The organism is Methylotenera sp. E1MeOHC1, assembly GCF_058745595.1.
In genome coordinates, this window is record NZ_CP196025.1 from 887,376 (window position 1) to 906,335 (window position 18,960).

An 18,960-nucleotide genomic window follows, 5' to 3' on the forward strand; every position below is an offset into this window, starting at 1 on the left:
ACCAAAGATACTTATATAAGACATAACATAGGTAATGGCAAACATTAGTTCAAGGCTAATAAAAAATGCATTACACCTAGAATGTGTTTCATGTAAACTTGACCTAGAATAATCAATTGGTAGTTAATCATTTAAATGCAAATTAACACTAAACCAACTAGTCCTACGCTGCACAAAACTATTCTGTGGCTATTTACTGGCAGTATCTTGTTAGTTGGCTCTGTGATTACACATCAGTTGTGGTCGAATGCCAGAAATGACAATTTACAAAAGTTAAACTCAGCCCTGGAAGATTCCGCAGACGTCACTGTTAGTAATCTTCAAGCGCGCTTTAATGCAATTTTAGTCATTATGCGCGGCGTTAAAGGGTTTATCGACGGCTCAGATGTAGTCAAGCCAAATGAATTTCATACCTATATCAAATCCCTTAACTTAGGCGATAGGTTTGGCGTACGAGGTATCGCACTCGTAGAGCTTATAGATGACGCGCATAAAACAACGCATATTACAGATGTAAAAAAACGTGGCTTAACTAACTATCAAATAAAGCCTGCGGGAGAGCGCCCATATTACGCGCCCATCACCTTGATAGAGCCGTTAGATGCACCTAATGCCAAAGTATTAGGGTTAGATGTATTAACTTTGCCCACTGCATTAAAAGCGCTGGAGCAAGCAAGGGATACAAACAATCCGCGTATCTCTAAACGCATGACGCTTGGACAGGATGCAGGTCAAAATAACCAGCATTCATTTGTCATGTACTTGCCCATTTATAAGAAAAACACCACCTTAACCAGCTTAGAAGCCAGACGTAATGCCATCATAGGCTGGGTCGATGTTCCCTTCCGCATGAATGACTTAATGAGTGGGTTTAAAGGTGAAATTGATTCAGACGTCAGCATCAACATTTACCAAGGAAGCAACGCTGATGAACAATCATTTTTATACAAATCCGCACAGGAACCAAAGGAGTCTCAATATTCTAACCAGAGAGTGTTGACCCAAGCGGTATCAAGAGTGCTAGATGTGGGCGGCACCAAATGGACACTTTTATTCCAGACGACACCAGCTTTTGAGGCGCGTATATTGCCTTATGGTAAACCAACGCTAGTCGCGCTCTTAGGCTCTACACTCACGATTTTGTCTGCATTTTTAGCATGGTTTTTATTAAGCAGCAGGCAGCGTGCAGAAAATCGTTATCAAAAACTTTTCGATCAAGCGGGTGATGGCGTTTTAGTCCTCAATCATCAGCATCAATTTATTTCGGCCAATGTGGCAGCCGTCAACATGCTCGGTTATCAGCATGGCGCGTTGCTCAACATGCGGCTACCAGATGTGTTAGTTAACAATGTTATCGAGCACTTAGAATTCAGCTCTAACATTATGTCAGACAACCCAACCAAAGGTGAATGGCAATACCGCCGCAGGGATGGGTCTCAATTTACCGCTGAGGTAAATTGCAGAAAGTTAGACAAAAACTACTACTTCGCCATTATTAGAGATTTAACCGAACGCAAACTTGCTGAGAGTCGGATACTACACCTTACCCAACTATATCAAGCCTTAAGTGAAGTTAACCAAGCGATTGTCCGCATGGGCGATGATCATGAATTATTCTCCATTGTTTGCCGCTGCTCAGTCAACTTTGGCGGCATGAAAATGGCTTGGGTCGGACAACTCAACCAAGCGAGCCAGCAGATTCTGCCCGTAGCAGTCCACGGTGAGGGCATCGACTATATGGATGGCTTAGTCGTTTCAGCCAATGCCAACCTCCCTGAGGGTCAAGGCCCTACCGGCACCGCGCTAAGAAATAACCAAGTCATCATTATTAACGACTTTTTAACGGACCCCTACACCACCCCTTGGCATGAGAAAGCTAAACGCTCAGGATGGGGCTCATCGGCCTGCTTTCCGATTCAGCGGGATCAAAAACCGTTTGCCGTGCTTAATGTTTATCACGAAAGCACCAACGCTTTTGATAATGAGGGCATCGCACTACTGCAAGAAATGGCAAGTGATATTAGTTTTGCACTCGACAATTTTGATAGAGAGCAGAAGAAACAAAAGCTAATGTCAGAGTTAGATTACGCTAACAAGCATATCAATCAGATAGTAAACCTTAGCCCTGCCGTGATTTACACACTAAAACCAAATGCGGCTGGTGCTTTTAGCCCTGATTTCATCAGTGAAAATATTTACCAGATCACAGGCTACGCTAAAGATGAGTGGCTTAAAGATGACTTTTGGATTAACCATATACACAGCGAAGATTTAACTGCTGTTTTAGAGTCTCAGAACAGCTTATTTAAAACAGGCTCACTTAATCATCAATATCGATTTAATCATGCAAATGGCGGTTACATCTGGATTGAAGATCAATTGACACTAGCTCGTGATGACAACGGGCAACCAATAGAAATTGTAGGTGCATGGCTTGATATTACTGAGCGTTTGCTTGCTGAAGAAAAATTACGCATCAATGCTAAGGTGTTTGAATCCAGCCGTGACGGCATTGTCATTACGGATGAATACAATAAAATTATTTCAGTCAACAATGCATTTACTAGAATTACAGGTTACGAAGCGGAAGAAGCCATCGGCAAAAATCCGCGCATGCTTGCTTCAGGTCATTTGGCAGAATCTTTTTACAGTGCAATGTGGGATAGCATTGGCACCATGGGTTATTGGCAAGGTGAGGTCATTAACCATCGTAAAAATGGTGAGGCTTATACACAATGGCTTTCTATCAGCACGATTAAAGGCGCTGATGGCAAAGTTTCACAGCATATTGGTATTATCACTGACATTTCAGAGCGAAAAATGGCTGAGGAGCGCATACAGTTCTTAAGTAACTTTGACCCTCTCACCAATCTGCCCAACAGGAATTTATTAAACGACAGAACAAAACTCGCCCTCGCTACAGCCAAACGCTTGAGGTCAGTTGCAACCCTAATGTTGCTTGATCTGGATCGCTTTAAACTGATCAATGAATCGCTGGGGCCAACGATAGGCGACCAACTCATCAAAGAGCTTGCAGAGCGTTTTGTGGCTTTTATGCGCCCAGAGGACACCATATGTCGCCAAGGTGGTGATGAGTTTATTTTACTGTTACCCAATACGGATGCAGAAGGCGCAGCCCACGTCGCCAAGAAATTACTGGATATCGTTGCCCAGCCCTTTAATTTTAACGGTCAAAAAATCGTACTGACTGCCAGTATCGGTATCGCAGCCTACCCGCAAGATGGCGAAAGTTTTGAGCAGTTAACTCAGTCAGCAGATGCCGCGTTGTATCGCGCCAAATATGAAGGCCGTAATAATTTTCAATTCTTTGCGCGCCAAATGCATGAGCAGGCACACGATATCCTACTACTTGAGAACGAGTTGCGTAATGCAATAGAACATGAGGAGTTTTTACTTTACTATCAGCCACAGTACGATAGCCAAACATCCAAGATTGTCGGCTTAGAAGCACTCATACGCTGGCAGCACCCAGAAAGAGGCATGGTATCCCCTGCTGTGTTTATCCCGATTGCCGAAGAAAGCGGATTAATCAGCGAAATTGGCGACTGGGTGTTACGCACTGCGGTGAAACAGCTTGCCACTTGGCAAGAGGCTGGGTTACAGGCTGTGCCAGTTGCAGTCAATCTGTCTGTTGTTCAGTTTCAGCAAGACACGCTTTATGGCAGTGTGTGCCAGATTTTAAGGGATACCAAAGTTGACCCTAGCATGCTAGAGCTAGAGCTGACTGAAGGGATCGCTATGGAAGATTCAGAACGTACATTAAATGTGCTGAACCAACTCAATGCCCTAGGCGTCAGACTTTCTATTGATGATTTTGGTACCGGCTACTCTTCGCTCAGCTACTTGAAAAAATTCAAAATCGATAAGCTCAAAATTGATCAATCATTTGTACGCGGGTTAGGTAGCCACCCTCAGGATGCAGCTATCATTACGGCGATTATCAGCATGGCAAAAAGCTTAAGCTTTAAAACCATTGCAGAAGGCGTAGAAACGCTAGAGCAACTTAACTTTTTAATTCAGCATGGCTGCGATGAAATCCAAGGGTATTATTTCAGCAAGCCAATTCCTAGTGCTGAAGTGACCAAACTGCTAGCCAATAAATAACTACCCCCCCTTCCTTAAAACATATTGCACAACACATGAACTTTGATTTGATTCTAACTTTTTTGGCACTAGGTGCTTTTGTTGGCCTAGCCGCTGGTCTATTGGGCATTGGTGGTGGCGGCGTAATGGTACCGATGCTAACTGCTATATTTTTAAGCCAAAACGTGCCTGCCGATCAGGTAGTACATTTAGCTTTGGGTACATCCATGGCGTGCATCATGGTGACTTCTTTATCCAGCTTGCGTGCGCACCATGCCAATGGTGCCGTTGTTTGGCCACTGGTTAAGCTAATGGTGTTGGGGGTGGTGTTAGGCACTTTTTCAGCGACGTTTATTGCGTCGATGATTAGTTCAAAAGCATTGGCCATATTCTTCGCTTGCTTTATGGGCTATGTAGCAATTCAAATGTTCTCTAATTCAAAATCCAGCCAGCACACCAGCACAGCCACACACCATTCAATCAACAGAGTTGAGCTCGTACTAGCATCTATTGGCATAGGCTCTATCTCTGCCATTGTTTCTATCGGCGGCGGCTCGATTACCGTGCCCTACCTTACCTGGCGCAAGGTTGATATTAAAAAAGCGATTGGCACGTCAGCGGCGATTGGTTTTCCGTTATCGATTGCGGGCAGTATTGGCTATCTATTAAGCGGTTGGTCACATGCAGCCCCAGTTCCGTACACTTATGGCTTTATTAACTTGCCTGCAGTTATAGTCATTTCTATCACCAGCTTCTTTACCGCGCCCATCGGGGCAAACCTGACGCAAAAATTGCCTGTTGGCACGCTTAAAAAAATCTTTGCATTACTACTGGCAACATTAAGCCTGAAAATGCTCTGGAACTTGCAATTATTGCCTTGTTGCAATTTTTAACGTCAATCTTGCCGCCTGTTTTGGCATATAATCCATATCTTATATTATCGCTTTTGCTAACGTTTTCATGCGCAATCACTTTGACGTCATTATTATTGGTGCGGGTCCCAGTGGCTTATCAGCAGCGGCACGTGCGTCTGAGCAAAAGCTATCTTATCTGCTACTAGAGGCATCAGAAGCCGCCGCCAATACCATACGTAATTATCAACGCCGTAAATTAGTGATGGCGGAGCCGCGTGGCTTGCCATTGCGCAGCCCCTTGCCATTTGCTGCATCGCTACGTGAGTCTGTACTAATCTCGTGGGAAAACGTCATTGCAGATTACAAAATCAACGTTCGATACAACTCAAAAGTTGTTGCAATCACACGTGATACAGAGGGTAAAAAACCAGAGGCTTTAAAGGTTGAACTCAGTGACGGCAGCTTATTCGTTGCAGACCACGTCATTTTGGCGATTGGCGTACAAGGCAACTTACGTAAATTGGAAATCCCTGGTGGCGATTTACCCCAGATCCAGTATCAACTTGATGACCCAGAAGCTTACCAAAATGAAACCATTGTTGTGATTGGTGGTGGTGATACCGGGGTTGAAAATGCGCTAGCACTGACTGGGCGCAATCAGGTCATTGTATTAAACCGTGCCGAAGACTTTAGTAATTGTAAGGAAAGCAACCTTACACAACTCACTGAAGCAAGGCAAAGAGGTGCCTTAGACTGGCTATTAGAAACACGTCCACAATCCATTGAAGCCAATACATCAGGCGAGTTTCCAATTACATTATTTGCCGATACACCTAAGGGTGTAGAGCGCATCCCATGCCATAGGATTATTGCACGTCTTGGTGCGTTGCCCTCTAGGCCTTTGCTGGAAAGTTTTGGCGTTGCATTCCCTACCGCTGACTTAGCCGCCCTACCCGTGCTAACACCGCGTTACGAGTCTAATGTACCTGGCTTATATATTATTGGTGCACTTGCCGGTTATCCATTAATCAAACAGGGTATTAATCAAGGCTATGAAGTCATTGAGCATATTCTGGGCAATCCGGTTGAAGCTGCAGATACTGCACTGCTACGCGAAAAATTTGCCAGCTTTTGTTCAGACCGCGGCATTGAAGATGTGCTGGATAAAATTCAGCGTAGCGTACCTTTATTACGCCTACTTAACTCTTTGCAATTAAGAGAGCTGATTTTAGAAAGCAATATTTTACTGCCAGCTGCCGGCGATATTATCTTTGAACGTAACGATTACAGCACCTCCTTCTTTTTTGTGATTGAAGGTGAGCTGGAAATGTTCATCGATGAAGACGATATTGCGGATGACCGGTTCAAAAGCGGTGAGTTTTTTGGCGAAATGGGCCTGCTATCTGGGCGACGCAGAATTGCAACGGTAAGGGCAACCAGCCAGTGTGCGCTGATTGAAACGCCACGCCGCGTTATATTAAAGCTAATCAACTCAGTGCAGGCAATGCGCAGAACACTGGATGAAGTCGCAATCAAGCGCATCGTACATGCGTGCATTGGTCTTTCATTAAGTGAGGACGACCTCAACGACTTAGCAACACATGCAGTGATCAAGCAATACGCTGCGGGTGAAGAATTGTTTCATGAGGGCGATGAAGCAGACGGGCTTTACCTGATTCGACGTGGCTCGGTCACCGTTTCGCGCATGATGACTGGCCGCGAGGTAGTTTTATTTTATGTAGCTGCAGGCAATTATGTGGGTGAAATGTCACTCATCTCTGGTGAGCCCCGTTACGCTACCGTACGCGCAGCGATTGCAACTGAGGCTATTTTAATTGATGTAGCGCGTATGCAAGGCATCATCGCACGTAATCCTGAAGTGCGTTCATCATTAGACGCACGTTACTTACAACATCTGCAAGAGCAGGAAAAAAGGCAGCAATTAGAAACCTCTTCAGATAGTAGCAGCGGTTTTTCAAATCAATCCGCACAATCCAGCCTGATTTCTTTCTTAATACAGCAAGGTGTGGGTGAGGCAACTGACGTTTTATTGATTGACGAATCACTCTGTGTGCGCTGCAACCATTGCGAGCAGGCATGTGCGGATACCCATGGCGGCGCAACACGGCTAGACCGAGATACTGGCCCGATCTACGCCAACATTCGCGTCCCTACTTCTTGCCGCCACTGTGAACACCCCCACTGCATGAAGGACTGCCCGCCAGACGCCATCCACCGCGCACCGCATGGTGAAGTTTATATCGATGATAGCTGCATTGGCTGCGGCAACTGCCAGCAAAACTGTCCATATGATGTGATTCAAATGGCAGTGATTCAAGACCAGCCAGAACAAAGCTTATGGCAAATGCTATTGGGGATTCAACCTAAACAGGTTGCCTCTACCAACAATACAAAAGTCGCGGTTAAGTGCGACATGTGTAAAGACATTGCCGATGGACCAGTATGCGTACGCGCCTGCCCGGTTGGCGCAGCCTTGCGGGTGAACCCTGAGCAGCTTTTAGGCTATGCAAGTAACAATGTCGCGGACGAGCACCACATACTAGGGTTTGATGATGCATAGAGGGAACGCTTAATGCAACAAAGCAATATGTTCGACTATAAAAACTACCGCTATTTCAAAATAGCGGTCGTGGTTATCTTAATTGCATTAGCTGCATTTTTGTTTTTTGAACCCGCTGTCGGTCATTACGGCGGTAGCTGGCTAGGTTATACATTAGGGTCCATATCTGCGTGTATGGTGTTATGGATGACATGGTATGGCATCAGAAAACGACGCTACCGCGGCACCGGAGCCACCCAAGGCTGGCTATCTGCCCATATTTACCTAGGCACGGCACTCACCTTTATTGTCACCTTGCACAGCGGCTTTAACTTCGGGCTAAATATTCACACCTTAGCCTACGCCCTACTGCTCATCGTAGTTGCCAGCGGCTTCTTTGGTAACTACACCTACATGATTTACCCACGTAAGATGACAGAAAACATGGGCGAAGATAGTCTGGATGGCCTGCTGTTAAGGATCGCAGAGGCAGACAAACTGGCACGTAAGATTGCACTGCTAATGCCGGATGAAATTAACAACACAGTACTGCGTGCGTGCCGTGAAACCTCGATTGGCCTAAGCTTAATTGATCAACTAAGCGGCTTTCAACCTAACTGCCCTTCGGCAAAAGCTGTGCAAGAGCTTACAGTGCTAGGTAAAGACTTAGCCGTAGAACAACGTAAACTATATCGCGAGCTATATTCAATTATGGTACGGCGCGAATCATTGGTAAGACGCGCACGCCAAGACCTGATGTACCGTGCCAGACTTGGCATCTGGCTATACTTACATGTGCCGTTTACCGTAGGTTTGTTAGTAGCCATGCTCGCACATATCGTTGCAGTATTTGTATATTGGTAATGGCAAACTTAACACTACCCATCTAAATGCATTGAAATAAAAATAATAATGCTGGGCAAAGCAAAAGCAGATGAATAGAACTCTTTATGATTAATTGTTTGTTAATAAAAATCACCACTAACTCGCGTGGGTTACCTGTACGCAATTACCGTACTATCCACGCAACCGAGTTAATGATTGGCCGTGGCGCAGAGTGCACAGTTCACCTTGCTGACCCGCGCGTAGCCATGCATCACGCTGTGATTAAAGAGTTAGAAGATGGTCACATTTATGTGGTCAGCCTGAATGGTGAAGTTGAGGTTGAAGGTGCGATGCTGCAAAACGTCAAGCTCTCTCCCGGCAAGCAGATCATGATAGGCCCATACCAGCTCAATGTAGAGCCTGCGCCACCTGATGTGAATTTATCGATATCCCTCACGCTCACGCAGCCGTTGCCCGATGACTATCAGGACCTGAAAGCACGCACGCACGACCCATTACCCAACGCCTTTAAATTCAAATGGCGTTTATCCATGTGGCTAGCAGCACTGATTGCCCTGACATTTCTGTTATTGCCGCTCGCGCAAAACTTAATACCACCATTGCAAACATCCATGTCCACACTCCCCTTCGGCTTTGACCGTATATGGAGCCCAGGCCGTATCTCAACCGCGCACCGTCACTTTGGCTCGCAATGCTTTAACTGCCATCAGGCGCCGCTCAAAAAAGTATCAGATCAAGCCTGTGTCCACTGCCATCAGGACACAGCCCCTCACATTGCAGACCCGGAACTGCAAAAACGATCACTAAAAGCCGCACACCGTTTTATTGGCAGTATGCGCTGTGCAGAATGCCATCAAGAGCACAAAGCACCGCACCCACTGGCGCGTCAAGATAACAATATGTGCATTAAATGTCATGGTGCCATCAGAACCATAGACCGAGAGACCAAACTATCCAATATCCGTGACTTTGAAAAACAGCACCCTGATTTCAAACTGAGCTTTAAAACCGGACCAGATGCCAAAGACGTTGTGCGCATCCCACAGGCAGATAAAGCTAAACTCATAGAAAATTCAGGATTAAAATTCCCGCACAATCAACATGTTGGAAAAGTACAAGGCCCTAACGGCATTTGGGATGTACGTGAGCTTGCCTGTACCAGCTGCCATCAGGCAGAAGGTAAAGAAATGCGCTTTAAGGCACTCTCTTACAAAAACAACTGCAGTACCTGCCACACCAGCGAGCTGCAAATTGGCCCTAAAGACAACAAACTGACCATACCGCACGGCGATGAGCAAAATATGTTCAACGCTTTAAGGCTATACGCACCCAAAGAGTTCGACCGCTATTCAGAGCAGCTAAAAAACAATGGCTGTGCATATTGTCATGAAGTACAAGCCGCTAAGCCAGGTGAAAAAGCACCTTGGCGCATTATGCCATTGCATCTTAACAATGATTGGCTCAGCAAAGCCCAGTTTAACCATGCGGCACATAGAACACAGCAATGTACTAGTTGCCACAAGGTAGAGGAATCAATCAGCAGTGCAGATGTTGCGATCCCCGATCGGCAGTCATGTTTACTCTGCCATTCAGGCAATACACAGAAACATAAGCGTATTGCAAGTAGCTGTATGTCTTGCCATACCTTCCATAATGCACACCAAGGTTATGATCTCATTACCGGCGCCAAGGTCGATTCAAAAGACATTGATATTTTGAACGCATTACCTAACGGTGCTAAGCAGCAATAGATGTTGAAATACAAAATTTAAACTTATTACTCTTAAATAACTATGACTGTAGAAAAAGTAGATGTCCTCCTAGTAGGCGGCGGCGTGATGAGCGCCACATTAGCCACATTACTCAATGAGTTAGACCCATCAATGCGCATGGTGATGGTAGAGCGCTTACCATCAATTGCGACTGAAAGTACCGATGCCTGGAACAATGCCGGCACAGGCCATGCCGGCTATTGCGAGCTAAACTACACCCCCATGGATGACACGGGCAACATCAGCATCAACCGCGCGCTGGCCATCAATGCTTCTTTTGAAGTCTCTTTACAGTTATGGGCAAACTTAGTAGAAAAGCACGCACTGCCTGCGCCAGCTAAATTTATTAATAAAACACCCCACCTCAGCTTTGTTTGGGGTGAAGAGAATGTGAAGTTTTTACGTAAACGCCACCGCCTGCTACAAGAACATCCATTATTTAAAGATATGGAGTTCAGTGATGACATTGCACAGCTAACAGAGTGGATGCCACTGATGATGCAACAGCGCAATGGCAATGAAAAAGTCGCGGCAACGCGCGTCAGCTATGGCTCTGACGTTGATTTTGGCTCACTTACACGTGAGCTGGTTAAACACTTACAGCAAACACCCAGCTTCCAATTAAATATCAGCACTGAAGTAACGGGGCTTAAACAGCTAGATAACGGCCGCTGGCTAGTCAACATCAAAGACCTCACCACCAAAAAGCACCGAAAGATTGAAGCAGGCTTTGTGTTTTTAGGGGCTGGCGGTGGCGCGTTAAAGCTACTGCAAAAGTCAGGCATTCCTGAAAGCCAAGGCTATGGTGGCTTTCCTGTCAGCGGTCAATGGCTGGTATGCAACAACCCTGAAATCATTCAGCGACATAACAGCAAGGTGTACGGTAAGGCCGCGATTGGCGCGCCACCGATGTCGGTTCCACATTTAGACACGCGCATTATCAACGGCAAACCAGCGTTACTATTTGGGCCATATGCAGGATTTACCACCAAGTTTTTGAAAAAAGGCTCATATCTGGACTTATTCAAGTCTGTTAAGCCTAACAATTTAAAATCATTATTGGGCGCAGGCCGTCACAATATGGATTTGACGCGTTATTTAATCGGCGAAGCGCTACAAAAGCATTCAGCACGCGTCACTACCCTGCGCGAGTTTTACCCGCTGGCCGCTGATGCAGATTGGCACTTAGAAAGCGCGGGCAAGCGTGTGCAAATTATTAAGCAATGTGATGAAAAAGGCGGGAAACTAGAGTTCGGTACAGAAATCGTTGCCGCAAAAGATGGCAGCATTGCCGGCCTATTGGGCGCTTCACCAGGTGCATCAGTCTCAGTACAGGCCATGATTAATGTAATCGAACGCTGTTTTTCAGAAAAAATCAAAACTGAGCAATGGCACAGCAGAATTAAAGCATTGATTCCCAGCTATGGTGAATCATTAATCGATGATAGTCAGTTGCTAGCGCAAGTGCGTAACCGTACCTTACAAGTGCTGAATTTACGCTAATTTAAGCGCCACCTTAAGGCTCTGTCAAAAAGACCGTGACAAAATGCAAATAGGGCAATGATTGGATAATCACTGCCCTATTGAGTTATTGCGCAAGCTACCGCTATGCGCGGTATAGCTTACCGTACTAAACAGCTAAGCTACGTTGGCGCCTTACTTCATACAGGCAAATACCACTTGCCACGCTTACGTTCAAGCTCTGTACAGAGCCAAACATTGGAATCGTCATCAGCGCATCACACGTTTCTGCAGTCAATCGACGCATACCGTCACCCTCTGCACCTAACACAACAGCAATTGGGCCATTCAACTTAGTATTTAATAAAGTGCTTGGCGAATCCATCGTGGTGCCCACTACAAAAACACCAGCTTCTTTTAACTCGCGAATCGTTCTGGCTAGATTGGTTACCGCAATAAAAGGCACGGTTTCAGCTGCACCACAGGCTACTTTACGCACAGTAGCATTGAGGCCTGCAGCTCTATCTTTAGGTGCAATCACTGCATGCACGCCCATCGCATCAGCCACACGTAAACAAGCACCCAAGTTATGCGGATCTTCTACGCCATCCAGTATCAAAAAGAACGCCGGTTCAGATAAATCTGACTCTAAAATATCATGGATATCTTTGTATGGAATTGGCGTATCCACAACGCGTGCAATCACACCTTGGTGGCGACCATTCATCCCTGCCATGCCATCTAGGCGGCTACGCTCAACTTGCATGGTACGCACACCAGACGCTTCTGCCATATTCAGCAAATCTTTCATCCGTGCGTCAACGCGGTCTCGGTCAATCAAAATCTCTTGCACGCTAGCACTATGCTGGCGTAATCGGCTTAATACTGCATGAAAGCCAAATAAAATACGGGCGTCACTCATTTTTTTACCTTACGTTTTGTGGTTGCTTTACTTGTGGTTGCTTTACTTGCCACTTTTTTTGGTTTACTGGTTTTAGTTTTATTTTTTGGTTTAGGTGCAGCTTTAGATGTACCGGCTGGTTTATCACCAAAGCTAGCATGAGGCCCTCGTTTTGGCTTTTTACCAAACGGATCGCCAAATTTCACATTGTCTGCTTTTGGGCTTTGCGCATCTGCCCCTTCAAATTTAGGGGTGGATTTTACAGCAGATTGCGTACGAGCACTTGATTTATTCGCGCTACCTTTAACTTTTGAAATCACATTAGATTCATCATCTACTTCATTGTTTTTATTTACTAAAGCAAAGTCTATCTTCGTAGTCTCCAAATCCACGCGCACAACTTTAATTGTTAAGCGATCACCTAAGCGGTAACGCACGCCAGTGCGCTCACCAGCCATTTCATGGCGTGCTTTGTCATAGATAAAGTAATCATTACCTAGCTCAGTCACATGCAGTAAACCTTCAACATACACGCCATCTAATGCCACGAATAATCCAAAGCTAGTCACGCCGGCTACTGTGCCTTCAAACACCTCACCAATCTTATCCTGCATGTAAAAGCATTTCAGCCAATTGGTTACATCACGTGTCGCGTCATCAGCACGGCGCTCTGTCATCGAGCATTGCTCGCCTAAACTATTCCAATCACCTGCTTTGTAGCGCTCACCATTCAGCACGGCTTTAATCGCACGATGAATTAATAAATCCGGGTAACGACGAATCGGTGAAGTGAAGTGCGCATATGCCTCATAAGCCAGACCAAAGTGGCCAACGTTATCTGGGCTATAGACAGCCTGCTGCATTGAGCGTAATAACACTGTTTGCAATAACTGAGCATCAGGACGGTCTTTAATGCGCGCTAGCAGCTTGCCATAGTCTTTAGCATGCGGTGAGTCACCGCCACCCACACCAAAACCAAATTCACCCATAAATGTGCGTAAAAGCTCTAGTTTCTCAGGTGTAGGTCCTTCGTGAATACGGTATAACGCAGGATGTTCATGCTTTTTAAGAAACTCGGCCGCACACACGTTTGCCGCAAGCATGCACTCTTCAATCAGTTTATGCGCTTCATTACGCGTACTAGGCTCAATGCGCTCAATCTTGCCTTGATCATTAAAGATCATAATGGTCTCAGAAGACTCAAACTCAATCGCCCCGCGCTTTTCACGCTGCGCTTGTGATAACTGATACACACTGTATAAATGTTGTAAATGCGGTACTAACCAAGCATATTCTTGCGCTAGCTCCCCTTCTGGATTTTGCAGTATGTCAAATACTTGGTTATAAGTCATACGTGCTTTTGAACGCATGACAGATGGGTAAAATTTATACTGTTTTACAATACCTGCGCCATCCAACTGCATATCGCAGATCATACATAGTCGTTCTACATCCGGATTAAGTGAGCACAAGCCATTAGACAAGGCTTCAGGCAACATAGGAATCACACGGCGAGGGAAGTAAACCGAGTTACCGCGCTCTAACGCACCTTTATCTAATGCGTCATGTGGCTTCACATAGAAGCTAACGTCCGCAATCGCCACCACTAAACGCCAGCCCTTACCTTGCGGCTCGGCATAAACGGCATCATCAAAGTCACGCGCTGTTTCGCCATCAATCGTAATTAATGGCATTTCACGGCAATCAATACGGCCTTTGTAATCTTCAGGCTGAACTAGCTTAGGATAAGACTCAGCTAAACTTACGGCCTCAGCGGTAAACTGATGCGGTAGATTGTGTTTGCGTAAAGCAATTTCAATCTCCATGCCGCTATCGGCATAATTCCCTAAAATCTCAACCACTTTACCCATAGGCTGCGCATGCGATGATGGCTGCTCGGTGAGCTCCACCATCACTACCTGGCCAGGTTTAGCCTGCATATCTAAATGATACGGGATCAAAATATCCAAGTTAATGCGCTTATCTTCTGCAGCCACAATCGTCACGCCAGACGTACGAATCACCCGTCCGACCAAACGCTGCGTTCTACGCTCCAGCACTTCAACAATTTTGCCTTCAGGGCGGCCTCTTCTATCTAAACCGCTCATGCGCACCATTGCACGGTCACCGTGCATCACTTGCGACATCTCTTTCGGGCTTAAAAACAAATCCTCACTCTTGGTTTTATCATCTGGAATCAAAAAACCGAAACCATCAGGATGGCCTTGAATTACACCTGCAATTAAATCCAATTTATCTGCAATACAAAGCGCACCTTTTCTATTTTTAATAATCTGACCTTCACGCTCCATCGCATTTAGTCGCCTATTAAAAACTTCGCGCTCAGCATCACTGATGTCCAGTAGCAAGTACAATTGCTCCACGCTCAATGGCACACCTTGATCGCTCATGGTGCTAAGAATCAGTTCACGGCTAGGGAGTGGAGTTTCATAGCGGCTGGCCTCACGCGCTGCATGAGGGTCATTACTTCTTTTACTTTTGTGAGTATTTTTATGGTTTGTCATTGACAAAGCTTACCTTTAATATAAAATTCAACGCCTTGATTTGCTAAGCATTTATAGTAGCAAATGCCCAGATGGCGGAATTGGTAGACGCGCTAGTTTCAGGTACTAGTATCGAAAGATGTGGAGATTCGAGTTCTCTTCTGGGCACCATCGTATTTATCCGACTACAAGCTGCTGTTGAGCTTGTAATTTAATCATTACAATCATGCCACATTGTAACGCTAACAACGATGATTGGGGCGTGATATCAACAAAGAATCAAAATATTCAACAATCACGCCGGTATTGTAGGCTTTTAGTTGTAAGCCGAATGCGCGCCCTGCTGTACCTGCAGTTGTTTGAGTTTAGTTGAAGGCACATTTGCCAACAAAGCCACAGCCTGCGCCCTGCGCCCAATATTTAACTTCTGGAAAATTCTTTTCAGGTGGCTTTTCACTGTATTTTGGCTAATGCTCAATATCATGCCAATTTCTTGGTTAGTTTTACCCGCTTTAATCCAGGTAATCACCTCAATCTCGCGCTCACTCAAGCTTGATAAGCTTACGCCATCAGCCGTTGCCAGCACATCTAACTGCTCAAGCGGTTTAATTTTACGTAAAACATAATCAATATGCGGCATGATGAAATCCATCATTTGCAAATTAGCTTCCAACTTATACTCTTTACTAAAGAATACGTATAGACACTCTTCACCACTTCGTTGATCTTTAACGGCATAAACAAGTAGAGAGTTTATCTCACCCAATTGATCAGGGAAAATTGTCTTAATCTTCTTAAATATTGCATCTTGATCTACCGTACTGATAACAAAACAATCACTGCCGCATTTAATCCAGTGTTCATATAAATCACTTAAAAAATCACTTACGCGATCTGATGCATCAATAATGCCCGATGTTCTGAGGTCTTTTAGGTTTGAGGCCGCATCATAATGTAACTGGCCATCTTGCTGCTGCCTGAGATCACCCCAAGCAGTGAGTAGCATGTCATGTGGAATTAGTTCAGCAACACTATTTTGTAACCATACAAAATAATCTAAGTGCGTTTTAATCTGATGCGAACGCTGAATAACAGCCGTCGCTACGTTTACATATTGATTGATAGATTCTTTTTTCATGATTTGGCACCTATTCATGAGCATTTTGCTCATATTAATAAGATTGCAAATTAGATGCCAAGAATCAAGTCATTAAAAATCAATGAGTTACAAAGAAAACATCTTTAAAAGTCATAAGTGTTGTTATGATGCCAACTCTAGTGTCAAAATCACAACACATTTAATGCAAAAAGGGTGAATGCGGGTGAATAATAGTTACGTCTAAAATATGACACTAGGTTTGCAAAGCATAAATTGCTGGTAAATTACGCCACCAGCCATAAACATCCATGCCATAGCCAAAAACATATTCGTTTGGTACCTCAAGACCTACAAAATCTGCCTTGATTGGTTTTTCATGATCAAGTTTTTTCTCAATCAGCACAGCGGTAAGCACGCGGGCGGCTCCCAGCATCATGCATTTATCTTGAATTGCCTTTAGGGTGATGCCCTCGTCGAGAATATCGTCTAACAATAGTACGGTACGGCCAGACAAATCCAGCTTAGGCAGCGCTTTCCACTCCAGCATCTTTCCTACTGTTTTATTTTGATATCTGCTGGCATGCACATAATCAAGCTCTAACGGAAAGCTCAGTTGGGTAAGTAACTGCCCGGAAAACACAACACCGCCACCCATGACACAAATCACTACAGGGCTTGTAGCTGCCAATGTGTTAGTAATGTCATGCGCCATCGTGGTAATCGCAGCTTCCACAATTTCTTTTGAGTGAATAATATTTGATTGCGCTAAAAGCTTTTGTGGGGGCAATGTTTCCAATTGTCTATTCACTTATTAAAAAATCATAAAAAAGGAAAAAAACGCTTAACACAGCAAGTCTGCTTCACACAGTTCACGTAAAGGCTCCTCAGCATAGTAGGCTAGAGATTAAGTCCCTTAAACGCAGTAGTGATTAACAAGTTAATGCACAGTGACATGCTCTGAAGATATCGGCATATGCGCATCGTTACTTACCATTTGGGGGCTGTACTCTTCCACCCAACTGGATAGCTCTAGCTTCATGTTAGCCTCATGCGTTCCATGCAACCCTTCAATCCACACCAGCAAACTATTTACCCAACTCACATTGGTAGTTCTGGCTTGTGCGATTCTCAATTTTTCATGGGGTGTTGGCATTGTATGCTCATCATCAGCCAGCAACTCTTCATAAAGCTTTTCGCCTGGCCGCAACCCAACGTACTCAATTTTAATCTCATCTGCGCTAAACCCAGATAGCCTAATCATATCCAAGGCTAAATCGGCAATTTTAACTGGCTCACCCATATCCAGCACAAAAATCTCGCCACCTTTACCCATTAACCCAGCCTGCATCACCAACTGCGCTGCTTCTGGTATCGACATAAAATAACGTGTAATTTCCGGATGCGTAATCGTGATGGGGCCGCCTTTAGCAATCTGCTCGCGGAACTTGGGAATCACACTACCGCTGCTGCCTAATACATTACCAAAACGCACAATCACAAAACGCGTGCCAGTCTCACCCTGCAAGCCCTGACACACCATTTCAGCTAAACGCTTACTTGCGCCCATCACGTTGGTTGGATTCACCGCTTTATCTGTAGAAATTAAAACAAACTTACTAACACCATTGTCTTTACAAGCTTTGGCAATAGTATGCGTACCGATTACATTGTTAGACAGTGCCTCCCAAACATTACCATTTTCCATCATCGGCACATGCTTATAAGCCGCTGCATGGAACACAACCGATGGCTTATACTGCGCTAATATATGGTTCATTTGAGCGCTATTTTTTACATCAGTAGTCAAGTAAATCAATCTGGTGGGTAAATTTAATGTACTAAACTCCTGCTCCAGCTGATAGAGCGAGAACTCAGAAATATCCAAACAAACCAAAATATTAGGTTGATACTTTACAATCTGACGGCATAATTCGGAGCCAATAGAACCACCGGCACCGCTCACCATGACAACCTTTTGATCAATCAGCATCTGCAAACCTGAACTATCAAGTTTTACTGAATCACGCCCTAACAAATCCTCCACGTCCACCTTACGGATTTGCGAAACACTGACCTTACCGCTCATCAAATCATCAATCGCTGGTACGGTCATTACCTCTAACCCGAGTGCATTTGCCGACTCAATTGCCTCCCTACGCTTTTGGTGATGCACTGAAGGCATGGCAACAATGACATACTTAACGCTTAAATACCTACTTACCGATGCTAACTGCTCTATCGTTCCTTTAACTTTTACACCATATATTTCACGGCCTTGCATGGTCAAATCATCATCTAACAACGCTACTACTCTCCATTGCGTGCTGCGTGCTAAATCCTTTACCAATGCAATGGCTGCCTCACCTGCCCCTAACACAATCACCGGCTCCCCCTGCTTTAGGGTCATACCATAGAGCAAATGCTCTTTCCAAGCACGGTAAGCAAAGCGGCTTCCGCCCATGAACAATATTAATAATAGAGGATCTAGCACCAACACAGAACGGGGAATCACAACATTGGTCTTGAACATAAAAAAGAATGCAGCCAACAGCACAGCCGCAGAACTTACTGCTAAGAAAATACGCTTTAAGTCAGAAACGCTAGCAAAGCGCCAAACACCACGATACAAGCCAAAGCCAACAAACACGCTAACTTGCAACATCACCACCCACCCTACCGTGGCCAACATTTCTGATGCAAAATCAAGAGGAATTGAAAAATTAAAACGCAACAAATAAGCAACAACCCACGCGAATGCGGCTGCAACAATATCGTGAAATATCGCTAAAATAGTACGCGGATTTGTCATTGTTTTTTTCATTTAGTAATTAATGTATCGCACATTTTAATACGCTCTGC

The 18,960-nt window shown here is 44.9% G+C and carries 11 protein-coding genes and 1 tRNA gene; 7 read left to right on the forward strand and 5 right to left on the reverse strand.

All coding sequences use genetic code 11. The features are described from left to right. The first annotated feature begins 135 nt into the window (after positions 1 to 135). From ACSSU7_RS04055 to mqo, 6 genes are all read left to right on the forward strand, one after another. Positions 136 to 4,125 (forward strand): EAL domain-containing protein, encoded by a 3,990-nt coding sequence (locus ACSSU7_RS04055; RefSeq protein WP_492517446.1) that lies wholly within the window; start codon positions 136 to 138, stop codon positions 4,123 to 4,125. A 35-nt stretch (positions 4,126 to 4,160) separates the two neighbouring features. Then, positions 4,161 to 4,997 (forward strand): sulfite exporter TauE/SafE family protein, encoded by an 837-nt coding sequence (locus tag ACSSU7_RS04060; protein ID WP_492517447.1) that lies wholly within the window; start codon positions 4,161 to 4,163, stop codon positions 4,995 to 4,997. Positions 4,998 to 5,064: 67 nt separating this feature from the next. Next, the gene (locus ACSSU7_RS04065) at positions 5,065 to 7,539 is read left to right on the forward strand and encodes a cyclic nucleotide-binding domain-containing protein (RefSeq protein WP_492517448.1); all 2,475 of its coding nucleotides are present in this window, start codon (positions 5,065 to 5,067) and stop codon (positions 7,537 to 7,539) included. Positions 7,540 to 7,551: 12 nt separating this feature from the next. Continuing rightward, positions 7,552 to 8,382, forward strand: a complete 831-nt coding sequence (locus tag ACSSU7_RS04070) for a hypothetical protein (RefSeq protein ID WP_492517449.1) — start codon at positions 7,552 to 7,554, stop codon at positions 8,380 to 8,382. Positions 8,383 to 8,468: 86 nt separating this feature from the next. After that, on the forward strand, positions 8,469 to 10,115 hold the full coding sequence (locus ACSSU7_RS04075; protein WP_492517450.1) for a cytochrome c3 family protein: 1,647 nt from the start codon (positions 8,469 to 8,471) through the stop codon (positions 10,113 to 10,115). A gap of 42 nt (positions 10,116 to 10,157) precedes the next feature. Then, positions 10,158 to 11,639, forward strand: coding sequence for a malate dehydrogenase (quinone) (mqo, locus tag ACSSU7_RS04080; protein WP_492517451.1), 1,482 nt, complete (start codon positions 10,158 to 10,160; stop codon positions 11,637 to 11,639). A 127-nt stretch (positions 11,640 to 11,766) separates the two neighbouring features. On the opposite strand, the gene rlmB is transcribed toward mqo, so the two are convergent. Together rlmB and rnr are read right to left on the reverse strand one after the other, a co-directional pair. After that, entirely contained in the window at positions 11,767 to 12,519 is a 753-nt protein-coding gene (gene rlmB, locus ACSSU7_RS04085; RefSeq protein ID WP_492517452.1) for a 23S rRNA (guanosine(2251)-2'-O)-methyltransferase RlmB, read from the reverse strand. Further along, the gene (gene rnr, locus ACSSU7_RS04090) at positions 12,516 to 15,023 is read right to left on the reverse strand and encodes a ribonuclease R (RefSeq protein WP_492517453.1); all 2,508 of its coding nucleotides are present in this window, start codon (positions 15,021 to 15,023) and stop codon (positions 12,516 to 12,518) included. The genes rlmB and rnr overlap by 4 nt, the downstream gene beginning before the upstream one ends. A 65-nt stretch (positions 15,024 to 15,088) precedes the next feature. On the opposite strand from rnr, the gene ACSSU7_RS04095 reads away from it, so the two are divergent. Continuing rightward, positions 15,089 to 15,173 (forward strand) — tRNA-Leu (locus ACSSU7_RS04095). A gap of 145 nt (positions 15,174 to 15,318) precedes the next feature. Here ACSSU7_RS04095 and epsA read toward each other — a convergent pair. From epsA to ACSSU7_RS04110, 3 genes are all read right to left on the reverse strand, one after another. Next, on the reverse strand, positions 15,319 to 16,140 hold the full coding sequence (gene epsA, locus ACSSU7_RS04100; protein WP_492517454.1) for an XrtB/PEP-CTERM-associated transcriptional regulator EpsA: 822 nt from the start codon (positions 16,138 to 16,140) through the stop codon (positions 15,319 to 15,321). Between the two features lie 214 nt (positions 16,141 to 16,354). Then, the gene (locus ACSSU7_RS04105) at positions 16,355 to 16,897 is read right to left on the reverse strand and encodes a hypoxanthine-guanine phosphoribosyltransferase (protein ID WP_492517810.1); all 543 of its coding nucleotides are present in this window, start codon (positions 16,895 to 16,897) and stop codon (positions 16,355 to 16,357) included. Between the two features lie 141 nt (positions 16,898 to 17,038). Then, complete coding sequence (locus ACSSU7_RS04110) at positions 17,039 to 18,922, reverse strand: polysaccharide biosynthesis protein (protein WP_492517455.1); 1,884 nt, start codon at positions 18,920 to 18,922, stop codon at positions 17,039 to 17,041. Positions 18,923 to 18,960 lie beyond the last annotated feature (38 nt).

What these genes read in the sequence shown, in the direction of transcription:
- ACSSU7_RS04075 (WP_492517450.1), top strand. Translation starts at nt 8,469, where the DNA reads ATGATTAATTGTTTGTTAATAAAAATCACCACTAACTCGCGTGGGTTA.
- ACSSU7_RS04110 (WP_492517455.1), bottom strand. Translation starts at nt 18,922, where the DNA reads ATGAAAAAAACAATGACAAATCCGCGTACTATTTTAGCGATATTTCAC.
- ACSSU7_RS04060 (WP_492517447.1), top strand. Translation starts at nt 4,161, where the DNA reads ATGAACTTTGATTTGATTCTAACTTTTTTGGCACTAGGTGCTTTTGTT.
- epsA (WP_492517454.1), bottom strand. Translation starts at nt 16,140, where the DNA reads ATGAAAAAAGAATCTATCAATCAATATGTAAACGTAGCGACGGCTGTT.
- ACSSU7_RS04055 (WP_492517446.1), top strand. Translation starts at nt 136, where the DNA reads ATGCAAATTAACACTAAACCAACTAGTCCTACGCTGCACAAAACTATT.
- rnr (WP_492517453.1), bottom strand. Translation starts at nt 15,023, where the DNA reads ATGACAAACCATAAAAATACTCACAAAAGTAAAAGAAGTAATGACCCT.
- mqo (WP_492517451.1), top strand. Translation starts at nt 10,158, where the DNA reads ATGACTGTAGAAAAAGTAGATGTCCTCCTAGTAGGCGGCGGCGTGATG.
- rlmB (WP_492517452.1), bottom strand. Translation starts at nt 12,519, where the DNA reads ATGAGTGACGCCCGTATTTTATTTGGCTTTCATGCAGTATTAAGCCGA.
- ACSSU7_RS04065 (WP_492517448.1), top strand. Translation starts at nt 5,065, where the DNA reads ATGCGCAATCACTTTGACGTCATTATTATTGGTGCGGGTCCCAGTGGC.
- ACSSU7_RS04070 (WP_492517449.1), top strand. Translation starts at nt 7,552, where the DNA reads ATGCAACAAAGCAATATGTTCGACTATAAAAACTACCGCTATTTCAAA.